This window comes from Streptomyces sp. NPDC002602 (assembly GCF_042889445.1).
Classification (GTDB): Bacteria; Actinomycetota; Actinomycetes; order Streptomycetales; family Streptomycetaceae; genus Streptomyces.
This window is the reverse complement of record NZ_JBIAQX010000005.1, coordinates 40,996-60,873: the sequence shown is the minus strand read 5'-3', so window position 1 is coordinate 60,873 and position 19,878 is coordinate 40,996. Positions and strand designations below refer to the sequence as shown.

The following is a 19,878-nucleotide window of genomic DNA, read 5'->3' as shown; positions in this document are numbered from 1 at the left end:
CGCTCGGTGGGAAGTGCGCGCCCCGCGCCGGCCGCGCGCGGCCGGCGCGACAGTGGTGCTCGAGAATGGCCGGTTTGTGATCCAGGCCACACGCGCTCACCCGCATGGCCGCCGATCACCCGTGGCACACTGGCCTGAGTACCAGTAGCAGCGCACTCCGGGGTCGGTGTAATTCCGAACCGGCGGTTATAGTCCGCGACCCGTCCGCAGCCAGCGGCCGGTTGACCAGGTGAAATTCCTGGACCGACGGTTAAAGTCCGGATGGGAGGCAGTGCGCGGCGGGCCAGTCACCGGTACGCCGCCGTCGGCGGTCCATCGACGTATCCAGCGGATACGTCTCGAAGGACCGTTCATCCGGCCTCGGCGTCCCCGCGTGCGCTACCCGCTTCATCTGTCGTATCCCGACAGGCCCCGGAGTCCGTGCCCGATTGAGGCAGGAGGACCCGGTGGCGCCCCACGTCGACCCGCACCACGACGACGCGTCCGCACGTGATGCGCGCGCCGTACGTGACGAAACCGCCATGCGCCGAGCCATCGAGCTCGCGGCCCGCGGACTCGGCTCCACCAGCCCCAACCCCGTCGTCGGCTGCGTCGTCACGGACGCCGGCGGCCACGTCGTCGGCGAAGGCTGGCACCAACGCGCCGGCGGCCCGCACGCCGAGGTCCACGCCCTGCGCGCGGCCGGAGCCGCGGCCCGCGGCGGCACCGCCTACGTCACCCTCGAACCCTGCAACCACACCGGCCGCACCGGCCCCTGCGCGCAGGCCCTCGTCGACGCAGGCGTCACCCGCGTCCTCTACGCCGTCCCCGACCCGACCCCGCAGGCCGGCGGCGGCTCCGCCACCCTGCGCGAGGCCGGGATCACCGCCGAGTCCGGCCTCCTCGCCGACGAGGCCGAGGACGGCAACGCCGCCTGGCTGACCTCCGTACGCCTGGGCCGTCCCCACGTCCTGTGGAAGTACGCCGCCACCCTCGACGGCCGCGTCGCCGCCGCCGACGGCACCAGCCGCTGGATCAGCTCCGCCGAGTCCCGCGCCGACGTCCACCGGCTGCGCGCCGAGGTCGACGCCGTCCTCGTCGGCGCCGGCACCCTGCGCGCCGACGACCCGCACCTCGCGGTGCGCGGACCCGCGGCGCAGGCCCTCGCGGGCCGGCCGCTGCGGGTGGTCCTGGACACCCACGCCCGCATCCGGCCCGGCGCCCGCGTCCTGGACGACGCCGCGCCGACCCTGCTCGCCGTCGGCGAGGACGCCGACACCCGGCACCTGCCCGGAGTCGACGTGGTCCGCCTCCCCGGCGACGCGCACGGACTCTCCGTCGAGGCCCTGCTCGCGGAGCTGTACCGGCGCGGAACCCGCTCCGTGCTCCTCGAAGGCGGCCCGACCCTGGCCGGCGCCTTCGTCGCGGCGGGCGCCGTGGACAAGGTCGTCGGCTACCTCGCCCCCGTCCTGCTCGGAGCAGGCCCGAGCGCCCTCGCCGACGCCGGCGTCGCCACCCTCACCGACGCGCTCCGTCTCCGGATCACCGACACGACCCGCATCGGCACCGACATCCGCGTCACCGCAGTCCCCGAAGCCGTCCCCACCGCCCCCAAGGAGCACTGAGTGTTCACCGGAATCGTCGAAGAACTGGGCGAGGTCACCGCCGTCGAGCAGCTCGCGGAAGCCTCCCGCTTCCGCCTGCGCGGCCCCCTCGTCACCGACGGCGCCAAGCACGGCGACTCGATCGCCGTCAACGGCGTCTGCCTGACCGTGGTGGAGACCGCCGACGGCGAGTTCACCGCCGACGTCATGCAGGAGACCCTCGACCGCTCCAGCCTCGGCGCCCTCACCCAGGGGTCCCGGGTCAACCTGGAGCGTCCGATGGAGCTCGGCGGGCGCCTCGGCGGCCACCTGGTCCAGGGACACGTGGACGGCACCGGCACGATCCTCTCCCGCACCCCCTCCGAGCACTGGGAGATCGTCAAGGTCGGCCTTCCCGCCGGCCTCGCCCGGTACGTCGTCGAGAAGGGCTCCATCACGGTCGACGGCGTCAGCCTCACCGTGGTCGAGGCCGCCGCCGACTGGTTCACCATCAGCCTCATCCCGACCACCCTCGCCCTGACCACCCTCGGCCTCAAGCGGAGCGGCGACCCGGTCAACCTGGAGGTGGACGTCCTCGCGAAGTACGTGGAACGCCTGCTCGCCGCCGGAGTGAACCCCCCGCACGCCCAGGAGGAGTCGAAGTGAGCGCCCTGACCTGGCTCAACACCGAGGCCTTCGAGGTCGTCGGCCAGAAGGTCATCTGGTCCGACATGATCGGCAACCTGATGGGCCTGGCCGCCCTCGCGCTCGGCTGGCGCCGCTCCATATGGACCTGGCCCGCCCAGCTCCTCTCCGGCCTGATCCTCATCGCCGCCTACGCCTCCGCACACCTCGCCGGCGGCGTCGGCAAGCAGCTCCTCGTCATCGGCGTGTCGGTCTGGGGCTGGCGGGCCTGGCAGAAGGGCCGGCAGCAGGCCCAGGACGGCTCCATCGCCGTCCGCACGGCGAGCTGGACGGAGCGCGGACTGCTCCTGGCCGGGGCGGCCCTCGGCACCCTCGCGGTCGGCGGCCTCTTCACGCTGTTCCCGCACCTGTCGTGGAGCCCGTGGGCGGACGCCTACATCTTCGTCGGCACCATCGTGGCCATGGTCGCCCAGGCCCGCGGCCTGGTGGAGTTCTGGTTCGCCTGGCTCCTCGTCGACCTGGTCGGCGTGCCGCTCGCCTTCAACAACGGCCTGGCCTTCTCCGGTCTCGTCTACGTCGTCTACTTCGCGCTCGTCCTGTGGGGCGCGTACGACTGGTACCAGCGCTCGCGCACCACCCCCGCCCCGGCCCTCGAAGGAGCAACGGCATGACCCCCCTCAAGCCCGTGCCGGACATGCCCGCCGCAGCCGAGGAGACCTTCCTCCTCGACCCGGTCGAGCAGGCCATCCGCGACATCGCCGCGGGCCGCCCGATCGTCGTCGTCGACGACGAGGACCGCGAGAACGAGGGGGACCTCGTCGTCGCGGCCGAGAAGGCCACCCCCGAGATCATCGCGTTCATGATGAGCGAGTGCCGCGGCCTGATCTGCGCCCCCATGGAAGGCCCCGAGCTGGACCGGCTCGAACTTCCCCAGATGGTCCGGAACAACACCGAGTCCATGCAGACGGCCTTCACCGTCTCCGTCGACGCGAGCGCCGCCCACGGCGTCAGCACCGGAATCTCGGCCGCCGACCGCGCCACCACGCTGCGCCTGCTGGCCGCGGGCTCCTCCGAGCCCTCGGACTTCGTCCGCCCCGGCCACGTCTTCCCGCTGCGCGCCAAGCCCGGCGGCGTCCTGGTCCGCAACGGCCACACCGAGGCCGCCGTGGACCTCGCCCGCCTCGCGGGCCTGCGCCCGGTCGGCGCCATCGTGGAGATCGCCGGCGAGGACGGGGTCATGCTGCGCCTGCCCGAGCTGATCCCCTTCGCCCGCAAGCACGGGCTGACGATCATCTCGATCGAGGACCTGATCGCCTACCGGCGCTCGGCCGAACCGACCGTGCGCCGCGAGGCCGAGGTCAGCCTGCCGACCGCCTTCGGCGAGTTCACCGCGTACGGCTACCGCTCCACCGTCGACGGCGTCGAGCACATCGCCCTCGTCCACGGCGAGGTGGGAGACGGCAAGGACATCCTGGTCCGCATGCACTCCGAGTGCCTGACCGGGGACATCTTCCAGTCCCAGCGTTGCGACTGCGGCCCCCAACTGCACGCCTCCATGGCCCGCATCCAGGCCGAGGGCCGCGGCGTCGTGGTCTACCTGCGCGGCCACGAGGGACGCGGCATCGGCCTCCTGTCCAAGCTGCGCGCGTACGAGCTCCAGGAGCGAGGCCGCGACACCCTCGACGCCAACCTCGAACTCGGCCTGCCCGCCGACGCCCGCGACTACGGCGCCGGCGCCCGCATCCTCGCCGACCTGGGCGTGCACGGCGTCCGACTGCTGACCAACAACCCCGACAAGGCCGCCGCCCTGGTCCGCCACGGCATCACGGTCGACAGCCGGGAGCCGATGCCCGTCGAGGCCGGCGAACACAACCTGCGGTACCTGCGCACCAAGCGGGACCGGATGGGCCACGACCTGCCCTGGCTGGACGAGGCCGTGTCCACCTCCGCCTGCGGCAACCAGTAACACGTACGAGCCAACCAGACACCACCCCGAGCACCACCCGACCAACCCCCGAGCACCACCCGACCAACCCCCGAGGAGCAGAGCTGTGAGCGGCAAGGGCGCACCCGAACTGAGCGTGAAGAACTGCGGAGACCTGCGAGTCGCCGTGATCGCGGCCCAGTGGCACGAGAAGGTCATGGACGGTCTGGTCGACGGCGCCCTGCGCGCCCTGCACGAGCTGGGCATCGACGAGCCCACCCTGCTGCGGGTCCCGGGCAGCTTCGAACTCCCGGTCGTGGCGAAGGTACTCGCCGGTCGCGGTTACGATGCCATCGTCGCCCTCGGAGTGGTCATCCGCGGCGGCACCCCGCACTTCGACTACGTCTGCCAGGGCGTCACCCAGGGCCTGGTACAGGTGTCGATCGACACCGGAGTCCCCGTCGGCTTCGGCGTACTGACCTGCGACAACGACGAGCAGGCGCTGGACCGCGCCGGGCTTGAGGGGTCGAATGAGGACAAGGGGCACGAAGCGGTCACCGCCGCCGTCTCCACCGCCATGACCCTGCGGACCGTCAGCGAACCCTGGCGCTGAGTGGCGGCGGGGGACCCCTTATTCTGAGGACCATCATGGCGAACACATCCCCCAAGAGCTTCGAAGAGCTCTTCACCGAGCTCCAGCTCAAGGCCGCCAACGGCGACCCCGGCACGTCCCGCACCGCCGAGCTCGTCTCCCAGGGCGTGCATGCCATCGGCAAGAAGGTCGTCGAGGAGGCCGCCGAGGTCTGGATGGCCGCCGAATACGAGGGCAAGGAAGCCGCCGCCGAGGAGATCTCCCAGCTGCTCTACCACGTCCAGGTGATGATGGTGGCGCGCGGGATCACCCTCGACGACGTCTACGCGCACCTCTAGACCGGCAGACCCTCCCGCGGGCCCCCGCCCGCCACCAGCCCCCACCTTTCGCAACCCACGCATCAAAGGAAGCCCCATGCTGCGCATCGCCGTCCCCAACAAGGGTGCACTCTCCGGACCTGCGTCGGCGATGCTCCATGAGGCCGGCTACCGGATGCGCAAGGAGTCCAAGGAGCTCGTGGTCGTCGACCCCGAGAACGAGGTGGAGTTCTTCTACCTCCGCCCCAAGGACATCGCGATCTACGTGTCCTCCGGGAAGCTCGACATCGGCATCACCGGCCGCGACCTGCTGCTCGACTCCGGCGCCAGCGCCGAGGAGATCCTGCCGCTGAACTTCGGCCGGTCCACCTTCCGCTACGCCACGATCCCCGGCACCGCGAACGGCCCCGAGGACTTCACCGGGATGACCATCGCGACCTCGTACGAGGGAATCGTCGCCAAGCACCTCGCCGACCAGGGCATCGACGCCTCCGTCGTGCACCTCGACGGCGCGGTCGAGACCGCCATCCAGCTCGGCGTCGCCCAGATCATCGCGGACGTCGTCGAGACCGGCACCAGCCTGCGCAATGCCGGTCTGGAGGTCATCGGCGAGCCGATCATGACCTCCGAGGCGGTCGTCATCCGCGGCAACACCGCCGACGCCGAGGACCCGCGCACCCAGCAGTTCCTGCGCCGCCTCCAGGGCGTCCTGGTGGCCCGCAGCTACGTGATGATGGACTACGACTGCCGCGCCGAGCACCTGGAGCGCGCGGTCGCCCTCACCCCGGGCCTGGAGTCGCCGACCGTCTCCCCGCTGCACAACGAGGGCTGGGTCGCCGTCCGCGCCATGGTCCCCGCCAAGGAGGCCCAGCGGATCATGGACGACCTGTACGAACTCGGCGCGCGCGCGATCCTCACCACCTCGATCCACGCCTGCCGGCTCTGACGCGTCCCTCCCGGCGGATCCGCCGTCACCGCGGATCCGCCACTCCACGGGCCCTCCGTTTGACCGCATCCCGAGCAGAACCGAGCGAAACCATGGCCGAGTCCGCCGCCCCGTCCGCACCGCCCGCCCTGCCGGTCACCTTCCGGCCGACCCGCACCCGGGTCGTGCTGCTGAGCGTCGGGCTCGCCATGTTCGTGACCATCTCGGCCATCGCCCTGATCCTCGACACCCTCCATCCGGGCGAGCGGATCAGCTTCATCTTCGTGGCGATCCTCCTCAGCTCCGTTCTGGTCCTGCTCAGCCGCCCCAAGGTGGTCGCGGACGAGGCCGGCGTCACCGTGGTCAACCTCACGACCACCCGCCGGCTGGAGTGGGCGCAGATCCTGCGCGTCAACCTCCGCCCCGGCGACCCGTGGGTGTTCCTCGACCTGAACGACGGCACCAGCCTGCCCGCGCTCGGCATCCAGCCCGGCGTCGCCAAGGCCCAGGCGATCGGCGACGCCCGCGCCCTGCGCGCCCTGGCCGAGAGCCGCGGAACGGGCGGACACGACCACTGACCCCGCCCAGGATCGTCGCTGCGTCCCATTGCGGCGGCGATCCGAGTGACTACCCTGGTGGCGGGGCGCAGCCGTGCGCCCTCCCACCGGCCCCGGGACCCCGTGGCCCGCGGGCAACTGCGACTTGAGGAGTGACTCCCTCCAGCAATGGACGGATCGTCCGGTAGTACCCGCGCCGCCCTCCCGATGGAGGCGGCGGCATGACCATCCCGCTACTCCTGCTCGTGGCGGCTTTCGTCCTGATCCTCGCCAACGGTTTCTTCGTGGCAGCCGAATTCGGCCTCGTCACGGTGGAGCGACCCGAGGCCGAACGCGCCGCGGCCGACGGCGACCGCCGTGCCCGCACGGTGGTCGAGGCCCTGAAGGAACTGTCCTTCCAGCTCTCCGGCACCCAGCTCGGCATCACCATCACCTCCCTCGTCGTCGGCATGCTCGCCGAACCGGCCCTCGCGGCCCTGCTGTCCGGGCCGCTCGCCGCGACCGGCCTGCCCGGGGGAGCCGTCTCCGGCGTCGCCGTCGTCATCGGCATGCTGCTCGCCTCCGCCGTTCAGATGGTCGTCGGCGAGCTCGTACCGAAGAACTGGGCGGTCTCCCGGCCGCTCCAGGTGGCCCGGTTCGTGGCCGGCCCCCAGCAGGTCTTCTCCCGCGCCTTCCGACCGGTCATCGCGGCCCTCAACGCCGTCGCCAACCGGCTCGTCCGGGCGCTCGGGGTGGAGCCGACCGACGAGATGGCCTCCGCCCGCACCCCCGGCGAACTGGTCTCCCTGGTCCGCCACTCGGCCCAGGCCGGCGCCCTCGAACAGGACACCGCCGACCTCTTCGTACGGACCCTCTCGCTGGGCGAGCTCACGGCCCAGCACGTCATGACCCCCCGGGTGAAGGTCAGCGCCCTCCAGCACACGGCCACCGCGGCCGACGTGCTCAATCTGACCCGGGCCACCGGCCTGTCCCGCTTCCCGGTCTACCGCGAACGCATCGACGAGATCACCGGCGTCGTCCACCTCAAGGACGCCCTCGCCGTGCCCGAGTCCGAGCGCGCCCGCACCACCGTGGGCCGGATCTGCGTCGCCCCGCTCCTGGTCCCCGGCTCCCTGCCGGTACAGCCCCTGCTGGAGCGGCTGCGCAGCGAACAACCGATGGCCGTGGTCGTCGACGAGTACGGCGGCACCGCCGGTGTCGTCACCCTGGAGGACATCGTGGAGGAACTCGTCGGAGAGGTCCGCGACGAGCACGACCTCGCGGAGGACGGCACGCCCGAACTGGCCGCCGTGCCCGCCGAGGACGGCCGCCCCTCCTGGGAGGCCGACGGAAGCTGCCGCGTGCACACCCTGCGCCGCATAGGCCTGGAGGTGCCCGAGGGCCCCTACGAGACCGTCGCCGGACTGGTCGCCGACCTGCTCGGCCGGATCCCCGCCCCCGGTGACCGGGCCGAGCTCCCCGGTTGGAAGCTGTCCGTCCGCCAGGTCGGCCGCTACCGCGCCGAACGGGTCAGGCTGGTCCGCACGGCCCCCGTCCCCGCCCCGGCCGAGCCCCAGGCGGTGGGTCGGTGAACGCGCTCCAGCTCGTCTTCGCCCTGCTCCTGGTCCTGGCCAACGGGTTCTTCGTCGGCGCCGAGTTCGCTCTCGTCTCCGTACGCCGCAGCCAGATCGAGCCCCTCGCGGCCGGATCCAAGCGGGCCCGCCAGGTCCTCCACGGCCTGGAGAACCTGCCGCGCATGATGGCTGCCGCCCAGTTCGGCATCACCATGTGCTCACTCACCCTCGGCGCCGTCGCCGAACCGACCGTGGCCCGGCTGCTGGAGCCCGTCTTCCACGCCGCTCACGTGCCGGAAGGCCTGATCCACCCCCTCGGCTACGCCGTGGCGCTGGCCGCCGTGGTCTTCCTGCACCTGGTCATCGGCGAGATGGTCCCCAAGAACCTCGCCATGGCCGCCCCCGAGAAGACCGCCCTGTGGTTCAGCCCCGGCCTGGTGGCCTTCGCCCGGGTCTGCGGCCCGGTCACGACCGCCCTCGGCGCCTGCGCCACGATCGTCCTGCGACTCTTCAAGGTCGAGCCGAAGGACGAGGTCGAGGCCGTCTACACCAGCGCCCAGCTCGGCCGTCTCCTCAAGGACTCCCGGCAGGCCGGGTTCCTGGAGCCGGTGGAGCACGAACGGCTGGAGGACGCCCTCGAACTGGGCAGCCGCCCCGTGACCGAGGTGCTGCTGGCCCGCGACCGGCTCGTGTCGGTCAGTCCGGCGGTCACCCCGCGCCAGATCGAACAGCTGACGGTGCGCACCGGCTACTCCCGCTTCCCCGTCCAGTCCGACACCGGTGCCTTCATGGGCTACCTGCACGTGAAGGACGTACTCGACCTGGAGGACCGGGAACGAGCCGTGCCCCAACGGGTCTGGCGCAGGATGACCACCGTGTGCTCCACCCTCCCGTTGGACGACGCCCTCACCGTCATGCGCCGGGACGCCACCCACCTGGCCCAGGTCGCGGACCCGGCCGGACGGGTGCTGGGCCTGGTCGCGATGGAGGACGTACTGGAGATGCTGGTCGGAGAGGTACGCGATCCCGCGCACCGCACCGCACCGCCGGCCCGCCGGGCACCCGTCTCGGAGGAGGCCATGGCGAGCTGACCCCGCCGGCGGCCCGCCCCGGAGCCCCCGTCGCCTACAGCGGCGGGGGCTCCGTGCGGTCCTGGGGGCCCCGGCCCGACAGGACCTCCCCGTACGCCTGCATCAGATCGGCCAACCGCAGCGTGGCCAGGTCCTCCCGCGAGGGGTCCACGGCGAACCCGGCCAACCGCAGGTCCCGGTACGCGCAGCTCTTCTCGTACAGGGTCCGCAGGAAGCGGCCGTTGCCCAGCTCGTCGATCCAGCCCTGCTCGACGACGTGCCCGCTGATGCTGCGCAGCTCGTCCAGGGCCTCCTCGTCCCAGCAGTCCCCGTTGGCGTCCGCGAGCACCCCGCCGATGGCGGTCAGCTCCGGCGGCCGGTAGCTCGGGAAGTCCACCCGGGTGGTGAACCGCGACGAGAGCCCCGGGTTCGTGGCCAACAACCGGTCCATCCCCGCCGGATAGCCCGCCAGGATCACCACCAGGTGGTCGCGATTGTCCTCCGCCCGCTTCAGCAGGACCTGGAGGGCCTCGTCCCCGTACGCGTCACCCTTGCTGTAGCCGGAGTTGGACAGGCTGTAGGCCTCGTCGACGAACAACACCCCGCCGATCGCGGAATCGATCAGTTCGTTCGCCTTCACGGCCGTCTGGCCCAGGAACTCGCCCACCAGATCGGCTCGTTGGGCCTCCACCAGATGATCGCCACCCAGCAGGCCGAGCGCGTAGAACACCCGGCCCAGGATGCGCGCGACCGTGGTCTTGCCCGTGCCCGAGGGCCCCGAGAAGACGAAGTGCCGCTTCGGCGGCTGTACCGGCAGCCCCTGGCTCGCCCGCAGACCGGCCATGTGCAACTGCGCCGACAAGGCCTTCACCTGCCGCTTGACGGGCTCCAGACCCACCATGCGCTCCAACTCGGCGAGCGCCTCGGCCAACGCCTGCGGATCGGCGGGCCCGGCCGGCAGCCCCGCCGCCCGGGGCGGAACCACCACCTTGCGGCGCACGCCCTCCAACCGGTTCGTGCCGGGAGGTCCGCCGCCCGGCACGAACCGCTGATCCGGCGGCTCCAGGACCGTCGGCGGGTCCGGCTCAACCTGCCCGTCCGCCGCGATGTCCTGCACCGGGCCCGAGCCACCGCCCAGCGCCACCGCCGCGAAATCCCCGCCGGACGGGGAGAGCCCGTGCCCGGCGAAGCCCTCGCCGGAGTGCCCGTACCCCGCGTACCCGTCGGCCCCGTCGACGAAGTCGGCGTCCTCGATCGCCGTCAGCCGCGCCACCGTGTCCATGAACGCCGGATCCACCCGGTGCACGGCGCGGTACAGCGGCAGCGCCGCCGCGCTGCGCCCCGTGCCCTCGTGCGCCCGCGCCAGCCAGTACCGCAGCTCCTTGCGCTGGGGCTGCTCGCTGCGGCACCGCATCAACGCCGCCGACAGCATCGGCTCGGCCTGCCCGTACATCTCCAGCCGGACCCGGGCCATCCCGCCGAACAGACCCGCCTCGATGCCCAGCAGCGGATCGTCCACCAGCGGCTCGGTGTGCCGGACCAACTGGTCCCAGTCCTTGACCAGGTACGCCCGGCAGGCGTGCAGGAACCGCACCTGGGCATCGGTGTCCACCGGCGGCAGGGCCGCCAACGCCTGGTCCAACTCGGGCACGTGACGGCCGTCCAGCCAGTGCGAGGCATGGGCCAACAGCAGGTCCCGGCGGCTCTCCAACACCGGCTGTACCCACCAGCCCAGCCAGTACCAGGAGTTCAGCATGCGCCGGTGACGTGCCCGCTGCTCGCCGAACCGGTCCCGATGGGCGTACATGCGCAATAACGCGTTGGTGGTGTCCACCCGGAGCGCGTGGAGACCCAGCCAGGCGTCGGCCATCGCGGGATCGAGCCGTACGGCCGCCCGGAACTCCTCCTCGGCCTGCGGGTAGGCGCCCATCGTGCAGGCGTCCACTCCGCGCAGCCAGGCGAGTTCGGCCGGGGCGTGCGCGCTGCCCGGCGTGCCGAAGTCCATCACATCCCCCACAAGCCTGCCCCCGTGGTACGCGGCAACCCCCGCGTCAGTCCCGCGAGTTGCCCACCGCGCCAGATGAAATCAGGGCTGCATCGTACCTGCGGTGACGCACCTTACCCAGGGTGCGGGGGGTGTGCGTCGGGGGCGCGTTTCGGGCTCCTGTGGTGACACAGGGTGAAGGGCGGGGGGTGGCGGACCCGGCGGAGGGCAGAACGAAGCCCCCGGTCACGGGGGAACAACCGGGGGCTCGACGTCCGCCGCGGTCCTTGCGGACCGGGCATTCAGAACGTAAGGCCGCCGCGGGCGCCAGGTCAAGCCGGTCGGAGAGGGCCCGTGCGGACGGATTTCCGGACCCGCTCAGGCGCGGGGGAGCCCGTCACCTTCCGTGACGGAAGAGGTGGTTCCCGCGGTCGCACCGACCCCGGAAGTCCACTCGTATCCCGTACCGCTCTGGCGTACCAGGGTGTCGGCGAAGGGGCGCGAAGGGTCGTCCGAGAAGTGCGCGAGCTCCGCGCGCTCCCATCCGTCCCAGAAGTCGGACAGTTCGCGCCCGTCCCGGTTTCGCCCGCGCCCCCAGGACTTCGCGCGCGGTGTCTCCATCCACAGCAGTCTCGCCAGCCACGGCCGGATCGTCCGCCGCCCCGCCCCGACCCCCTCTACGAGCAGCACCGGGGCCGGCTCCAGCTCCCGCGCGGGGCCGAACCGGCGCTCCACCCAGTCGTACGGCGTCCAGAGCGCGGACCGGCCGGCGCGGAGCGGCTCCAGCACCTGGGCACCGAGTCGCCCGTCCCACGCGAACAGTTCCTCGTGGGTGGCCACGTCGTCCAGGTGCATCACCGGCGCCCCGCCCAGGGCCTCGGCGAGCCGCTCCGCGAAGGTGCTCTTCCCGGAGCCGGCGTGCCCGTCGATGCCGATCAGCCGTACCGGACCGAGCGAGGGGGGCAGGGAGGCGAGCTCCCGGGCGAGCCGCTCGAGGGAACCGCCGGCCCGGGCGGACCCGAGGGGCTCGACGGCCGAACGGGGATCGGGTGACGGGGGTGACGGGTGCGGCTCCACCCGGCCAGCCTAAGGGCTGTCCCGCCAGGGATTGCGGGACAGCCCTCAGGCGGTGGCGGCGGGGGAGTCCGCGTCGCGGGACCGGCCGAGTGGCAGGGCCGACACGGGGCCCGTGGCTTCGCCGCCCGGCAGCCGGGAACTGGAAGGGTGGACCAGCCGAGCCACCGCACCGACCCATGGGGGCACCACCGATGACCGCACCCACCCCACGCAGGGCCCTGCTCGCCGTCGCCCTCGCGGCCGCCGCCGCGGCCACCGTTCCCGGCGGGGCGGCCTCGGCCGCCGGCGCGTCGCGGAGCGGAGCGAAGACCCCCTCCGCCCCGGGCGCCGGCACGCCCGCCGAGGCCGCCACGGGCCGGAGGGTCGACAACCGCTTCTGGTACTCCCAGGCGCACTGGCAGGCCGGCACCCACCAGGGCACCGCGGCGGTCGGCGGCGTCCGACCCGGACTGGAGATGAGGACCCCGGCCGGCCGGACCGAGTACACCGACCCGCACACCGCGCGGAAGGCCGCCTGGGAGTACGCCTCCTGGACCTCGCCGGTGCACCGCTCGACCGTTCCCGCCACCGAGGCCATCGCGTCCTGGAACGCCCGCACCCCGGCGGGCACCTGGATCCGGATCGAACTGCGCGGCACGTACACCGACGGCACGGCCACCCCGTGGTACGTCATGGGCCGTTGGGCCTCCGGCGACGGGGACATCCGGCGCACCTCGGTCGACGGCCAGAGCGACGGGCGCAGCACGGTGTGGACCGACACGCTGGCCCTCGACGGACCCGCCAAGGCCGCCGGCCTGCGCCTGCGCGACTGGCAACTGCGCCTGACCCTCCACCGCAAGCCCGGAGCCGAGCGCGGGCCGACGGTCTGGCTGGCCGGGGCGATGGTCTCCGACATCCCGGACCGCTTCACCGTCCCCGCCTCCACCCCGTCCGGCCCGGCCCACGAACTGAAGGTCCCGAGGTACTCGCAGGAGGTCCACATCGGCCGGTACCCCGAGTACGACAACGGCGGCGAGGCCTGGTGCAGCCCCACCTCCTCCCAGATGATCATCGAGTTCTGGGGGCGCAGGGCGACCCCGGCGGCCCTGGGCTGGGTCCGCAAGGGGTACTCCGACCCGCAGGTCTGCCACGCCGCCCGCTCCACGTACGACGCGGCGTACAAGGGCTGCGGCAATTGGCCCTTCAACGCCGCCTACGCCGCCACGTACCCGGACATGGCCGGGGTCGTCACCCGGCTGACGTCCCTCGCCGACCTGGAAGTCCTGGTCCGCGCCGGGATCCCCGCCATCACCTCGCAGTGCTTCCGCGCCGAGGAGCTGACCGGCGCCGGCTACGGCACGGCGGGCCACCTGATGACCGTCATCGGCTTCACGGCCGCCGGGGACGTGATCGCCAACGACCCGAACTCGGCGGACAACCCCTCCGTCCGCCGCGTCTACCGGCGCAAGGAGTGGGAGACCATCTGGCTCCGCACCAAGCGCCGCAACGCTGCGGGCAAGGCGGTCTCGGGCACCGGGGGCATCTGTTACCTGTACGTCCCCGCCCGCCCGTCGGCGGCCGCGATCCGGGCGCTGCGGACGGTGGGGGTGCTCTGACGGGGTCGGCGGTCCGCTTGTCGCACGTGCGCACCGCTTGTCGGAAGTGCGAAGAAACCCGCGCCCGTTTCCGTTGACCCGAATGGGTTGTAAGTGGAACATAAAGGGCACAGAACGTGTGTAGGCACAGGGCAGATTCAAGCTTCAACAGGAGGCGGCCCGCCATGACCACCCACCCGAACATCGAACAACACCCCGACCTCGCCGAGATGCGCACGCGCTTCGAGCAGGTCACCAGTACGCCCCGCGCGCAGGCGGTCGAGGCGATGGCCCTGATCACCGGTCTCTACATCGCGGCATCGCCGTGGATCGCCGGGTTCAGCGGCTTCGGCTCGCTGGCGGTCAACAACCTGATCGCCGGACTGGCGTACTGCCTGTGCATGGGCGGCCTGGGGTCCGCCTACGAGCGCACGCACGCGATGGCGTGGACCGCCGTCGTCATCGCGGCCTGGACGATCGTCGCCCCGTGGGTCATCGCGGGGGACGTCTCCACGACCCGCACCGTGCTGAGCAACATCATCGCCGGCGCCGTCGCCCTGCTGTTGGCACTGGCCATGGCGGGCATGGCCGGTCGGGACCGCCGCGCCGGCTGACCGCACCGCACCGCCCCGTCACGCCCGCCGGACTCCGGCGGGCGTGACGTGCGCCACTCGTGACGCTCGTCTCTCGTCCCTACCGCGAGAGTCGCGAATGCTGCCACATTGGACGGTATGACCACACATGCCGCAGCTCCGACCGACCGCGCCCGCAGCCTCGCCCGCACGGGTGGCCCCAAGGACGGCTCCGGCTGGTTGGAGCACGTGCTCGGCTGGACCCTGGTGGTCGTCATCGCCATGTTCGTCACCCAGGTCGGCTGGCTCTAGGCCGTCTCTTCCGGATCTTGCCTGACCCGCGCCGCCCGGCACCGCACCTCGCCGCGTTGTCGAGGCACCCGAGGACGTCCAGTACTCGGGAGCCTCTCCGCCTTGCGATGCACGGCACCTGACGACGCGGGCTTGACCGGCAAGATCCGAAAGAGACGGCCTGGTGCCGTGCCGGGCGCCGTGACACGGTGACCCTTTCCGATCACAGCACTGGCGGGCCCTCGGCGACGTGCGGAACGGCGCCGCCGGACGGATCGCGAGGCGTCCGGCCGCAGCCCGTCGGCGGCGATCACATCCGAGGTGACCGGCGCCTGTTCGGCGCTCACCCGCGTCATGAAGACGAACGCGGGATCGCCGGGGGAGCGGGCGACCCCTCGGGGCTGAAGGTGACGCACGGCAGCCCCACCGCGGGCACGGCCGACACCTCGTACGGCGCGCTCTCCATGGACGACATCGCCCAACACGCTTGTGTCGCCAAGGGGTTGGTCTGCCACCACTTCAAGAGCAAGCGCGGCCACCACCTCGCCATCGTCGAGGAGTCCGTCGCCGAACCCGTCGCCCGCGCGGCCGCGGGAACCGAACCGGCCGGCTCCGAACGCGCCCGCCGCACCATCGACGGCCACCTGTACGACGCCGAACACCACCGGGCGCGCGACCCTGACGGTGATCGAGGAGTTCGCCCCCGACCACCCCGCTCCACCCGCGCACGAGGTCCCGGAGGATCCAGATGATCATGCACCGGTGACGGGAAGCCCCTGATCGGGCATACTCAAGCCGCCGCAGCCACTGAACAGGCCCTTCCGTGATCCGGGAGGGCAGTATCGGCTGTGAGAGCACCGAGATCCGGTGGCGCGTCCCACACCTCACGCGCCGCCGCCGTGCCCGACCAGGGAGGAGAGCGCCGCCATGACCGACCGCGCCCCGCAGCCGGTGGACCGACAACTGCCCACCGAAGAGTCCCGTGATCTGCTCGCGCTCGTACGAGAGATCGCGCAGCGGGAGATCCGCCCCCGGGCCGCCGAGGAGGAGGACGACGGACGCTTCCCCCGCGAGGTCTTCACGCTCCTGTCGGAGGCCGGCCTGCTGGGGCTCCCGTACGCCGGCGAGTTCGGGGGCGGTGAGCAGCCGTACGAGGTCTACCTCCAGGTGCTGGAGGAGCTCGCCGCGGCCCGGCTGACGGTCGGCCTCGGTGTCAGCGTGCACTCCCTGGCCTGCCACGGCCTCGCCGGTTACGGCACCAAGGAGCAGCAGGGCGCGCACCTCCCGGCGATGCTCGGCGGCGGCCTGCTCGGCGCCTACTGTCTCTCGGAGCCGGCCGCCGGCTCCGACGCCGCCTCGCTGACCACCAAGGCCGTCCGCGACGGCGACGACTGGATCATCACCGGCACCAAGGCGTGGATCACGCACGGCGGGGTCGCCGACTTCTACACCGTCCTCGCGCGCACGGGTGTCAACGGCCCCAAGGGCATCACGGCCTTCCTCGTCCCCGGCGACGCGGCCGGTCTGACGGCTGCCGTCCCCGAGAAGAAGATGGGCATGAAGGGCTCGCCCACCGCCCAACTGCACTTCGACGGCGTACGCGTCCCCGACACCCGGCGCATCGGTGAGGAGGGTCAGGGCTTCACCATCGCCCTCGCCGCCCTGGACGCCGGCCGGCTCGGGATCGCCGCCTGCGCGATCGGCGTCGCCCAGGCGGCCCTGGACGAGGCCCTGGTCTACGCCCTGGACCGCAAGCAGTTCGGGCACCCCATCGCGGACTTCCAGGGGCTGCGCTTCATGCTGGCCGACATGGCGACCAAGATCGAGGCGGGCCGGGCGCTGTACCTCGCCGCCGCGCGCCTGCGGGACGCGGGCAAGCCCTTCTCGCGCCAGGCCGCCATGGCCAAGCTGTTCTGCACGGACGCCGCGATGGCCGTCACGACGGACGCGGTGCAGGTCCTCGGCGGCTACGGGTACACCGCCGACTTCCCGGTGGAGCGGCTCATGCGCGAGGCGAAGGTGCTCCAGATCGTGGAGGGCACCAACCAGATCCAGCGCATGGTCATCGCCCGCCACCTCGCGGGCCCCGAGACCCGCTGAGGCGCCCGGGCCGGGCCGGGGGCGCCGTCCGTCCCGGCGAGCCCGGCCGTCGTGCCGCGGACCGGCGGACCCGGCCGTCGCACCGCACCGGTCGGCGGGCCGGCCGCCGTCGTGACGCGGCCCGGTCGGCCCGGCCCCGGTTCGTCGGACGGTCGGCCCGTCCCGACGGTACGTCGGCCCGTCCCGCTCAGCCTCCGTACAGGGGGCCGCTGGGCCAGATCGGGGACGAGGTGATCCGTGACCACTCCGGATCGCGCCGCCCCGGCACCGTCCGGCCCTCGGCGGTCCAGCGGGCCAGGAGCGCGTTGTGGACGGGTGTGTCGGGGTTCCTCGGCGGAACCGATTCTTCGTATCCGTGAGGCGTGGGCCGCCGCCTGCGACCCGTTCTCGGCGTGGACGTCTCAAGCGTGGTCATGCACGGCAGAACGCGAGATCGGCCCACGGGTAACCGGCCCCCGCCCACGGCCATCCGTTCGACGTGTCCCCGACGTCCCGGCGTCCCGGCGTTCCGACGCCCCGGCATCCCGACGTCCCGGCGTCGCGACGTGCCCGCCGGTCGCCCCGCCCCGCCGGTGGGCGGTCCGCGGGTGGTCGGCGGACGAACATCGCGCTCCCCGTCACCGCCCGCGTCTCTCGGGCGCGAGGTGTCCGGACGTGCCTTCCTGTCGCGTAGTGCCACAAGTCTGTTCCTCCAAACAGTTTCTGACGTACCGTCATATCTGCTTGAGCCGCACACCGCCGCACACCGCCGCACGCCGTCGCCGCACACCAGGCCAACCCGCGCCACGCCACACCACGTCACGCGCCGCCACGCCGCCGCGCCCAGGAGGTCCGCCATGCCCGCCGACCGGCCCGTCCCGCTTGACGAGTACCCCATCCACCAGGCGCCGTTGTCGATGAAGCACCTCGTCAGCGGTGATCGAAACGCCTACGACCGTTGCATCTTCCACGTCTTCGACCACGCCGGCAGGGCCGTCCTCATCCTCGGCCTCGGCGTCTACCCCAACGCGGGCGTCATCGACGCCTACGCCACCCTGCGCGTCGGTGACGAACTCCTCGCCGTCCGTGCCTCCGACGCCCTCGGCGACGACCGGATGAACCTCTCCGTCGGCCCGCTCCGCATCACCGTCGACGAGCCCCTCAAGCGGATCGGCCTCCACTGCGACCCCGACCCCGACGACCCCGAGGGCCTCTCGTACGACATCACCTGGACCGCGGAGTTCCCCGCCGTCTGGGAGCCCCACCACGTGCAGCGCCGCGGCGACCGGCTGATGCTGGAAGGCCGCCGCTTCGTCCAGGCCGGCAACGTCACCGGCACCATCCGGGTCAGGGGCGAGGAACTCACCCTGACCCCCGGCGCGTGGACCGGTACCCGCGATCGCAGTTGGGGCGTGCGCCCGATCCCCGGCGAGGACGGCGGCCGGGCGGCGGAGGAACACCGCACCGAGGGCTTCCACTGGCTCTGGATACCCGTCCGCTTCGAGGACCGGTTCCTCATGGTCATCGTCCAGGAGGACGCCGACGGCCACCGCATCCTCAACGAGGCCGTCCAGGTCTTCCCCGAGGGCGACGGCCGCCACGACGTCCAACTCGGCTGGCCGCACACCGACATCCGCTACCGCCCCGGCAGCCGCCACCCCGAGAGCGCCGTCGTCCACCTCACCGACCCGACCCGCAAACCCCTCGAACTCCGCGTCCACGTCCTCAACTCCTCCCCCCTCGCCGTCGGCGCCGGCTACCCGCCCGCCGCCGACTGGCAGCACGGCACCTGGCAGGGCCGCGCCTGGGCCGACCGGCGCGTCTACGACCTCTCCGATCCCACCGCGCACCCCATGGCCGCCTTCGGGGTCACCGACCACTCGGCCCGCTTCACCCTCGACGGCCGGGTCGGACACGGCATCTTCGAGCACGGCAGCTTCGGCCGTCACGACCCCAGCGGCTTCACCGACCACACCTCCGTGGCCCCGTGACCCCGAGCGGGCGTCGCGAAAGCCCCGAGGGGGACGCTCCATCGGAAAGGAAGGCAGGACCCGCCATGGCAACGGCACCACGTCCCCGCACCTCGACCCGCGAGCCCGAGGAACTCGGCCGCCGCCTCGCCGCCTGGCTCGACGCGACCCTTCCCGGCGCGAAGGTCACCAACATCTCCGTCCCCGGTTCCAACGGCATGTCCAGCGAGACCCTGCTCTTCGACATCGAACACCCCGACACCCCGGAGCGGGCCTGCGCCCTGCGCCTGGCCGCGGACCCGGCCGCGTACACCGTCTTCCCCGTCTACGACCTGCCCCGCCAGTACCGGGTGATGAGCCTGGTCGCCGCGCACACCGACCTGCCCGTGCCGCGCGTGCGCTGGCTGGAGGAGGACCCGGGCCCGCTCGGCGCGCCCTTCCTCGTCATGGCCCGCGCCGAGGGCCGGGTACCGCCCGACGTCATGCCCTACACGTACGACGGCAACTGGCTGCACTCCGCCACCGACGCAGAACGCGCACGGCTCCAGGAGGCGAGCGTCTCCCTGCTCGCCCGCCTCCACGACCAGTTCCCCACCGGGGAGGCCCGCTTCCTCCTCCCACCCGGGGAGGGAAGCCCACTGCGCCGCCACGTCGAGGCCCAACGCGCCTACTACGCATGGGTGGTGGCCGGACTGGCCCCCTCACCGCTCCTGGAGCGGGCCTTCGACCGGCTGGAGGAACTCTGGCCGGCCGACGAGGGCGACCCCGTCCTCAACTGGGGGGACGCCCGCATCGGCAACGTCGTCTACCAGGCCGACGGCTTCGAGCCGGTGGCCGTCCTCGACTGGGAGATGGCCTCGTACGCCCCCCGGGAGGTCGACCTGGGCTGGACCGTCTACCTGCACCGCTTCTTCCAGGACCTGACCGTCGGGTTCGGCCGGCCGGGACTGCCCGACTTCCTGCGCCGCGAGGACGTGGAACGCCGGTATGCCGAACTCACCGGGCACACCCCGCGGGACATGGAGTTCCACACCCTCTACGCCGCCCTGCGGCACGGGATCGTGATGCTGCGCATCGCCTACCGGCAGGCGCACTTCGGCGAGGTCGAGGTCCCGGCGGACCCGGACGGCCTGATCCTGCACCACGCCACGCTCGACGCCATGGTGCGGGGAACGTACTGGTAGGG

General features: G+C 72.5%; 19 protein-coding genes and 1 riboswitch. Of the genes, 17 read left to right on the top strand and 2 right to left on the bottom strand.

Annotation, left to right across the window (positions count from 1 at the left end):
- Positions 1 to 148: 148 nt before the first annotated feature.
- Positions 149 to 279: riboswitch (FMN riboswitch) on the top strand.
- Between the two features lie 242 nt (positions 280 to 521).
- The 10 genes from ribD to ACFYW3_RS16330 all read left to right on the top strand — a co-directional run bounded on the left by ribD (position 522) and on the right by ACFYW3_RS16330 (position 9,166).
- Positions 522 to 1,604 (top strand): bifunctional diaminohydroxyphosphoribosylaminopyrimidine deaminase/5-amino-6-(5-phosphoribosylamino)uracil reductase RibD, encoded by a 1,083-nt coding sequence (ribD, locus tag ACFYW3_RS16375; RefSeq protein WP_389386757.1) that lies wholly within the window; start codon positions 522 to 524, stop codon positions 1,602 to 1,604.
- Positions 1,605 to 2,228, top strand: coding sequence for a riboflavin synthase (locus ACFYW3_RS16370; protein WP_351752485.1), 624 nt, complete (start codon positions 1,605 to 1,607; stop codon positions 2,226 to 2,228).
- Complete coding sequence (locus ACFYW3_RS16365) at positions 2,225 to 2,878, top strand: nicotinamide mononucleotide transporter family protein (RefSeq protein WP_351752488.1); 654 nt, start codon at positions 2,225 to 2,227, stop codon at positions 2,876 to 2,878. The genes ACFYW3_RS16370 and ACFYW3_RS16365 overlap by 4 nt, the downstream gene beginning before the upstream one ends.
- On the top strand, positions 2,875 to 4,173 hold the full coding sequence (locus tag ACFYW3_RS16360; protein WP_389386621.1) for a bifunctional 3,4-dihydroxy-2-butanone-4-phosphate synthase/GTP cyclohydrolase II: 1,299 nt from the start codon (positions 2,875 to 2,877) through the stop codon (positions 4,171 to 4,173). Before ACFYW3_RS16365 ends, ACFYW3_RS16360 begins: the two co-directional genes overlap by 4 nt.
- An 85-nt stretch (positions 4,174 to 4,258) precedes the next feature.
- Positions 4,259 to 4,744 carry a 6,7-dimethyl-8-ribityllumazine synthase gene (ribH, locus tag ACFYW3_RS16355; RefSeq protein WP_007262951.1) on the top strand — a complete coding sequence of 162 codons (486 nt, stop codon included), beginning with the start codon at positions 4,259 to 4,261 and terminating at the stop codon, positions 4,742 to 4,744.
- A 35-nt stretch (positions 4,745 to 4,779) separates the two neighbouring features.
- Positions 4,780 to 5,061 carry a phosphoribosyl-ATP diphosphatase gene (locus ACFYW3_RS16350; RefSeq protein WP_053681798.1) on the top strand — a complete coding sequence of 94 codons (282 nt, stop codon included), beginning with the start codon at positions 4,780 to 4,782 and terminating at the stop codon, positions 5,059 to 5,061.
- Between the two features lie 76 nt (positions 5,062 to 5,137).
- Positions 5,138 to 5,986 carry an ATP phosphoribosyltransferase gene (hisG, locus tag ACFYW3_RS16345; protein ID WP_351752494.1) on the top strand — a complete coding sequence of 283 codons (849 nt, stop codon included), beginning with the start codon at positions 5,138 to 5,140 and terminating at the stop codon, positions 5,984 to 5,986.
- Between the two features lie 92 nt (positions 5,987 to 6,078).
- Complete coding sequence (locus tag ACFYW3_RS16340) at positions 6,079 to 6,543, top strand: PH domain-containing protein (RefSeq protein ID WP_351752497.1); 465 nt, start codon at positions 6,079 to 6,081, stop codon at positions 6,541 to 6,543.
- A 200-nt stretch (positions 6,544 to 6,743) separates the two neighbouring features.
- Positions 6,744 to 8,093: a hemolysin family protein gene (locus ACFYW3_RS16335; protein ID WP_351375088.1), complete on the top strand. Its 1,350-nt coding sequence runs from the start codon at positions 6,744 to 6,746 to the stop codon at positions 8,091 to 8,093.
- The gene (locus tag ACFYW3_RS16330) at positions 8,090 to 9,166 is read left to right on the top strand and encodes a hemolysin family protein (protein WP_389386620.1); all 1,077 of its coding nucleotides are present in this window, start codon (positions 8,090 to 8,092) and stop codon (positions 9,164 to 9,166) included. The genes ACFYW3_RS16335 and ACFYW3_RS16330 overlap by 4 nt, the downstream gene beginning before the upstream one ends.
- 34 nt (positions 9,167 to 9,200) lie before the next feature.
- Here the strand turns inward: ACFYW3_RS16330 and ACFYW3_RS16325 are convergent, their stop codons facing one another.
- Both ACFYW3_RS16325 and ACFYW3_RS16320 read right to left on the bottom strand, forming a co-directional pair.
- Positions 9,201 to 11,150, bottom strand: coding sequence for an AAA family ATPase (locus ACFYW3_RS16325; RefSeq protein ID WP_351752502.1), 1,950 nt, complete (start codon positions 11,148 to 11,150; stop codon positions 9,201 to 9,203).
- A 357-nt stretch (positions 11,151 to 11,507) separates the two neighbouring features.
- Entirely contained in the window at positions 11,508 to 12,095 is a 588-nt protein-coding gene (locus ACFYW3_RS16320) for a uridine kinase (RefSeq protein WP_389386756.1), read from the bottom strand.
- A gap of 302 nt (positions 12,096 to 12,397) precedes the next feature.
- Here ACFYW3_RS16320 and ACFYW3_RS16315 point away from each other — a divergent pair, with 302 nt between their 5' ends.
- From ACFYW3_RS16315 to ACFYW3_RS16285, 7 genes are all read left to right on the top strand, one after another.
- Positions 12,398 to 13,801, top strand: a complete 1,404-nt coding sequence (locus tag ACFYW3_RS16315) for a peptidase C39 family protein (protein WP_389386619.1) — start codon at positions 12,398 to 12,400, stop codon at positions 13,799 to 13,801.
- Positions 13,802 to 13,965: 164 nt separating this feature from the next.
- Positions 13,966 to 14,394, top strand: coding sequence for an SPW repeat protein (locus ACFYW3_RS16310; protein ID WP_389386618.1), 429 nt, complete (start codon positions 13,966 to 13,968; stop codon positions 14,392 to 14,394).
- A 117-nt stretch (positions 14,395 to 14,511) separates the two neighbouring features.
- Positions 14,512 to 14,664 (top strand): SCO1431 family membrane protein, encoded by a 153-nt coding sequence (locus ACFYW3_RS16305; protein WP_267799437.1) that lies wholly within the window; start codon positions 14,512 to 14,514, stop codon positions 14,662 to 14,664.
- Positions 14,665 to 15,050: 386 nt separating this feature from the next.
- A complete protein-coding gene (locus tag ACFYW3_RS16300) occupies positions 15,051 to 15,395 on the top strand; it encodes a TetR/AcrR family transcriptional regulator (RefSeq protein WP_389386617.1) in 345 nt (114 codons plus the stop codon).
- Between the two features lie 175 nt (positions 15,396 to 15,570).
- Positions 15,571 to 16,743 carry an acyl-CoA dehydrogenase family protein gene (locus ACFYW3_RS16295; RefSeq protein ID WP_267799440.1) on the top strand — a complete coding sequence of 391 codons (1,173 nt, stop codon included), beginning with the start codon at positions 15,571 to 15,573 and terminating at the stop codon, positions 16,741 to 16,743.
- Positions 16,744 to 17,579: 836 nt separating this feature from the next.
- Positions 17,580 to 18,713, top strand: a complete 1,134-nt coding sequence (locus tag ACFYW3_RS16290) for a hypothetical protein (protein WP_389386616.1) — start codon at positions 17,580 to 17,582, stop codon at positions 18,711 to 18,713.
- A gap of 65 nt (positions 18,714 to 18,778) precedes the next feature.
- A complete protein-coding gene (locus tag ACFYW3_RS16285) occupies positions 18,779 to 19,876 on the top strand; it encodes a phosphotransferase family protein (RefSeq protein ID WP_389386615.1) in 1,098 nt (365 codons plus the stop codon).
- Positions 19,877 to 19,878: the final 2 nt, after the last annotated feature.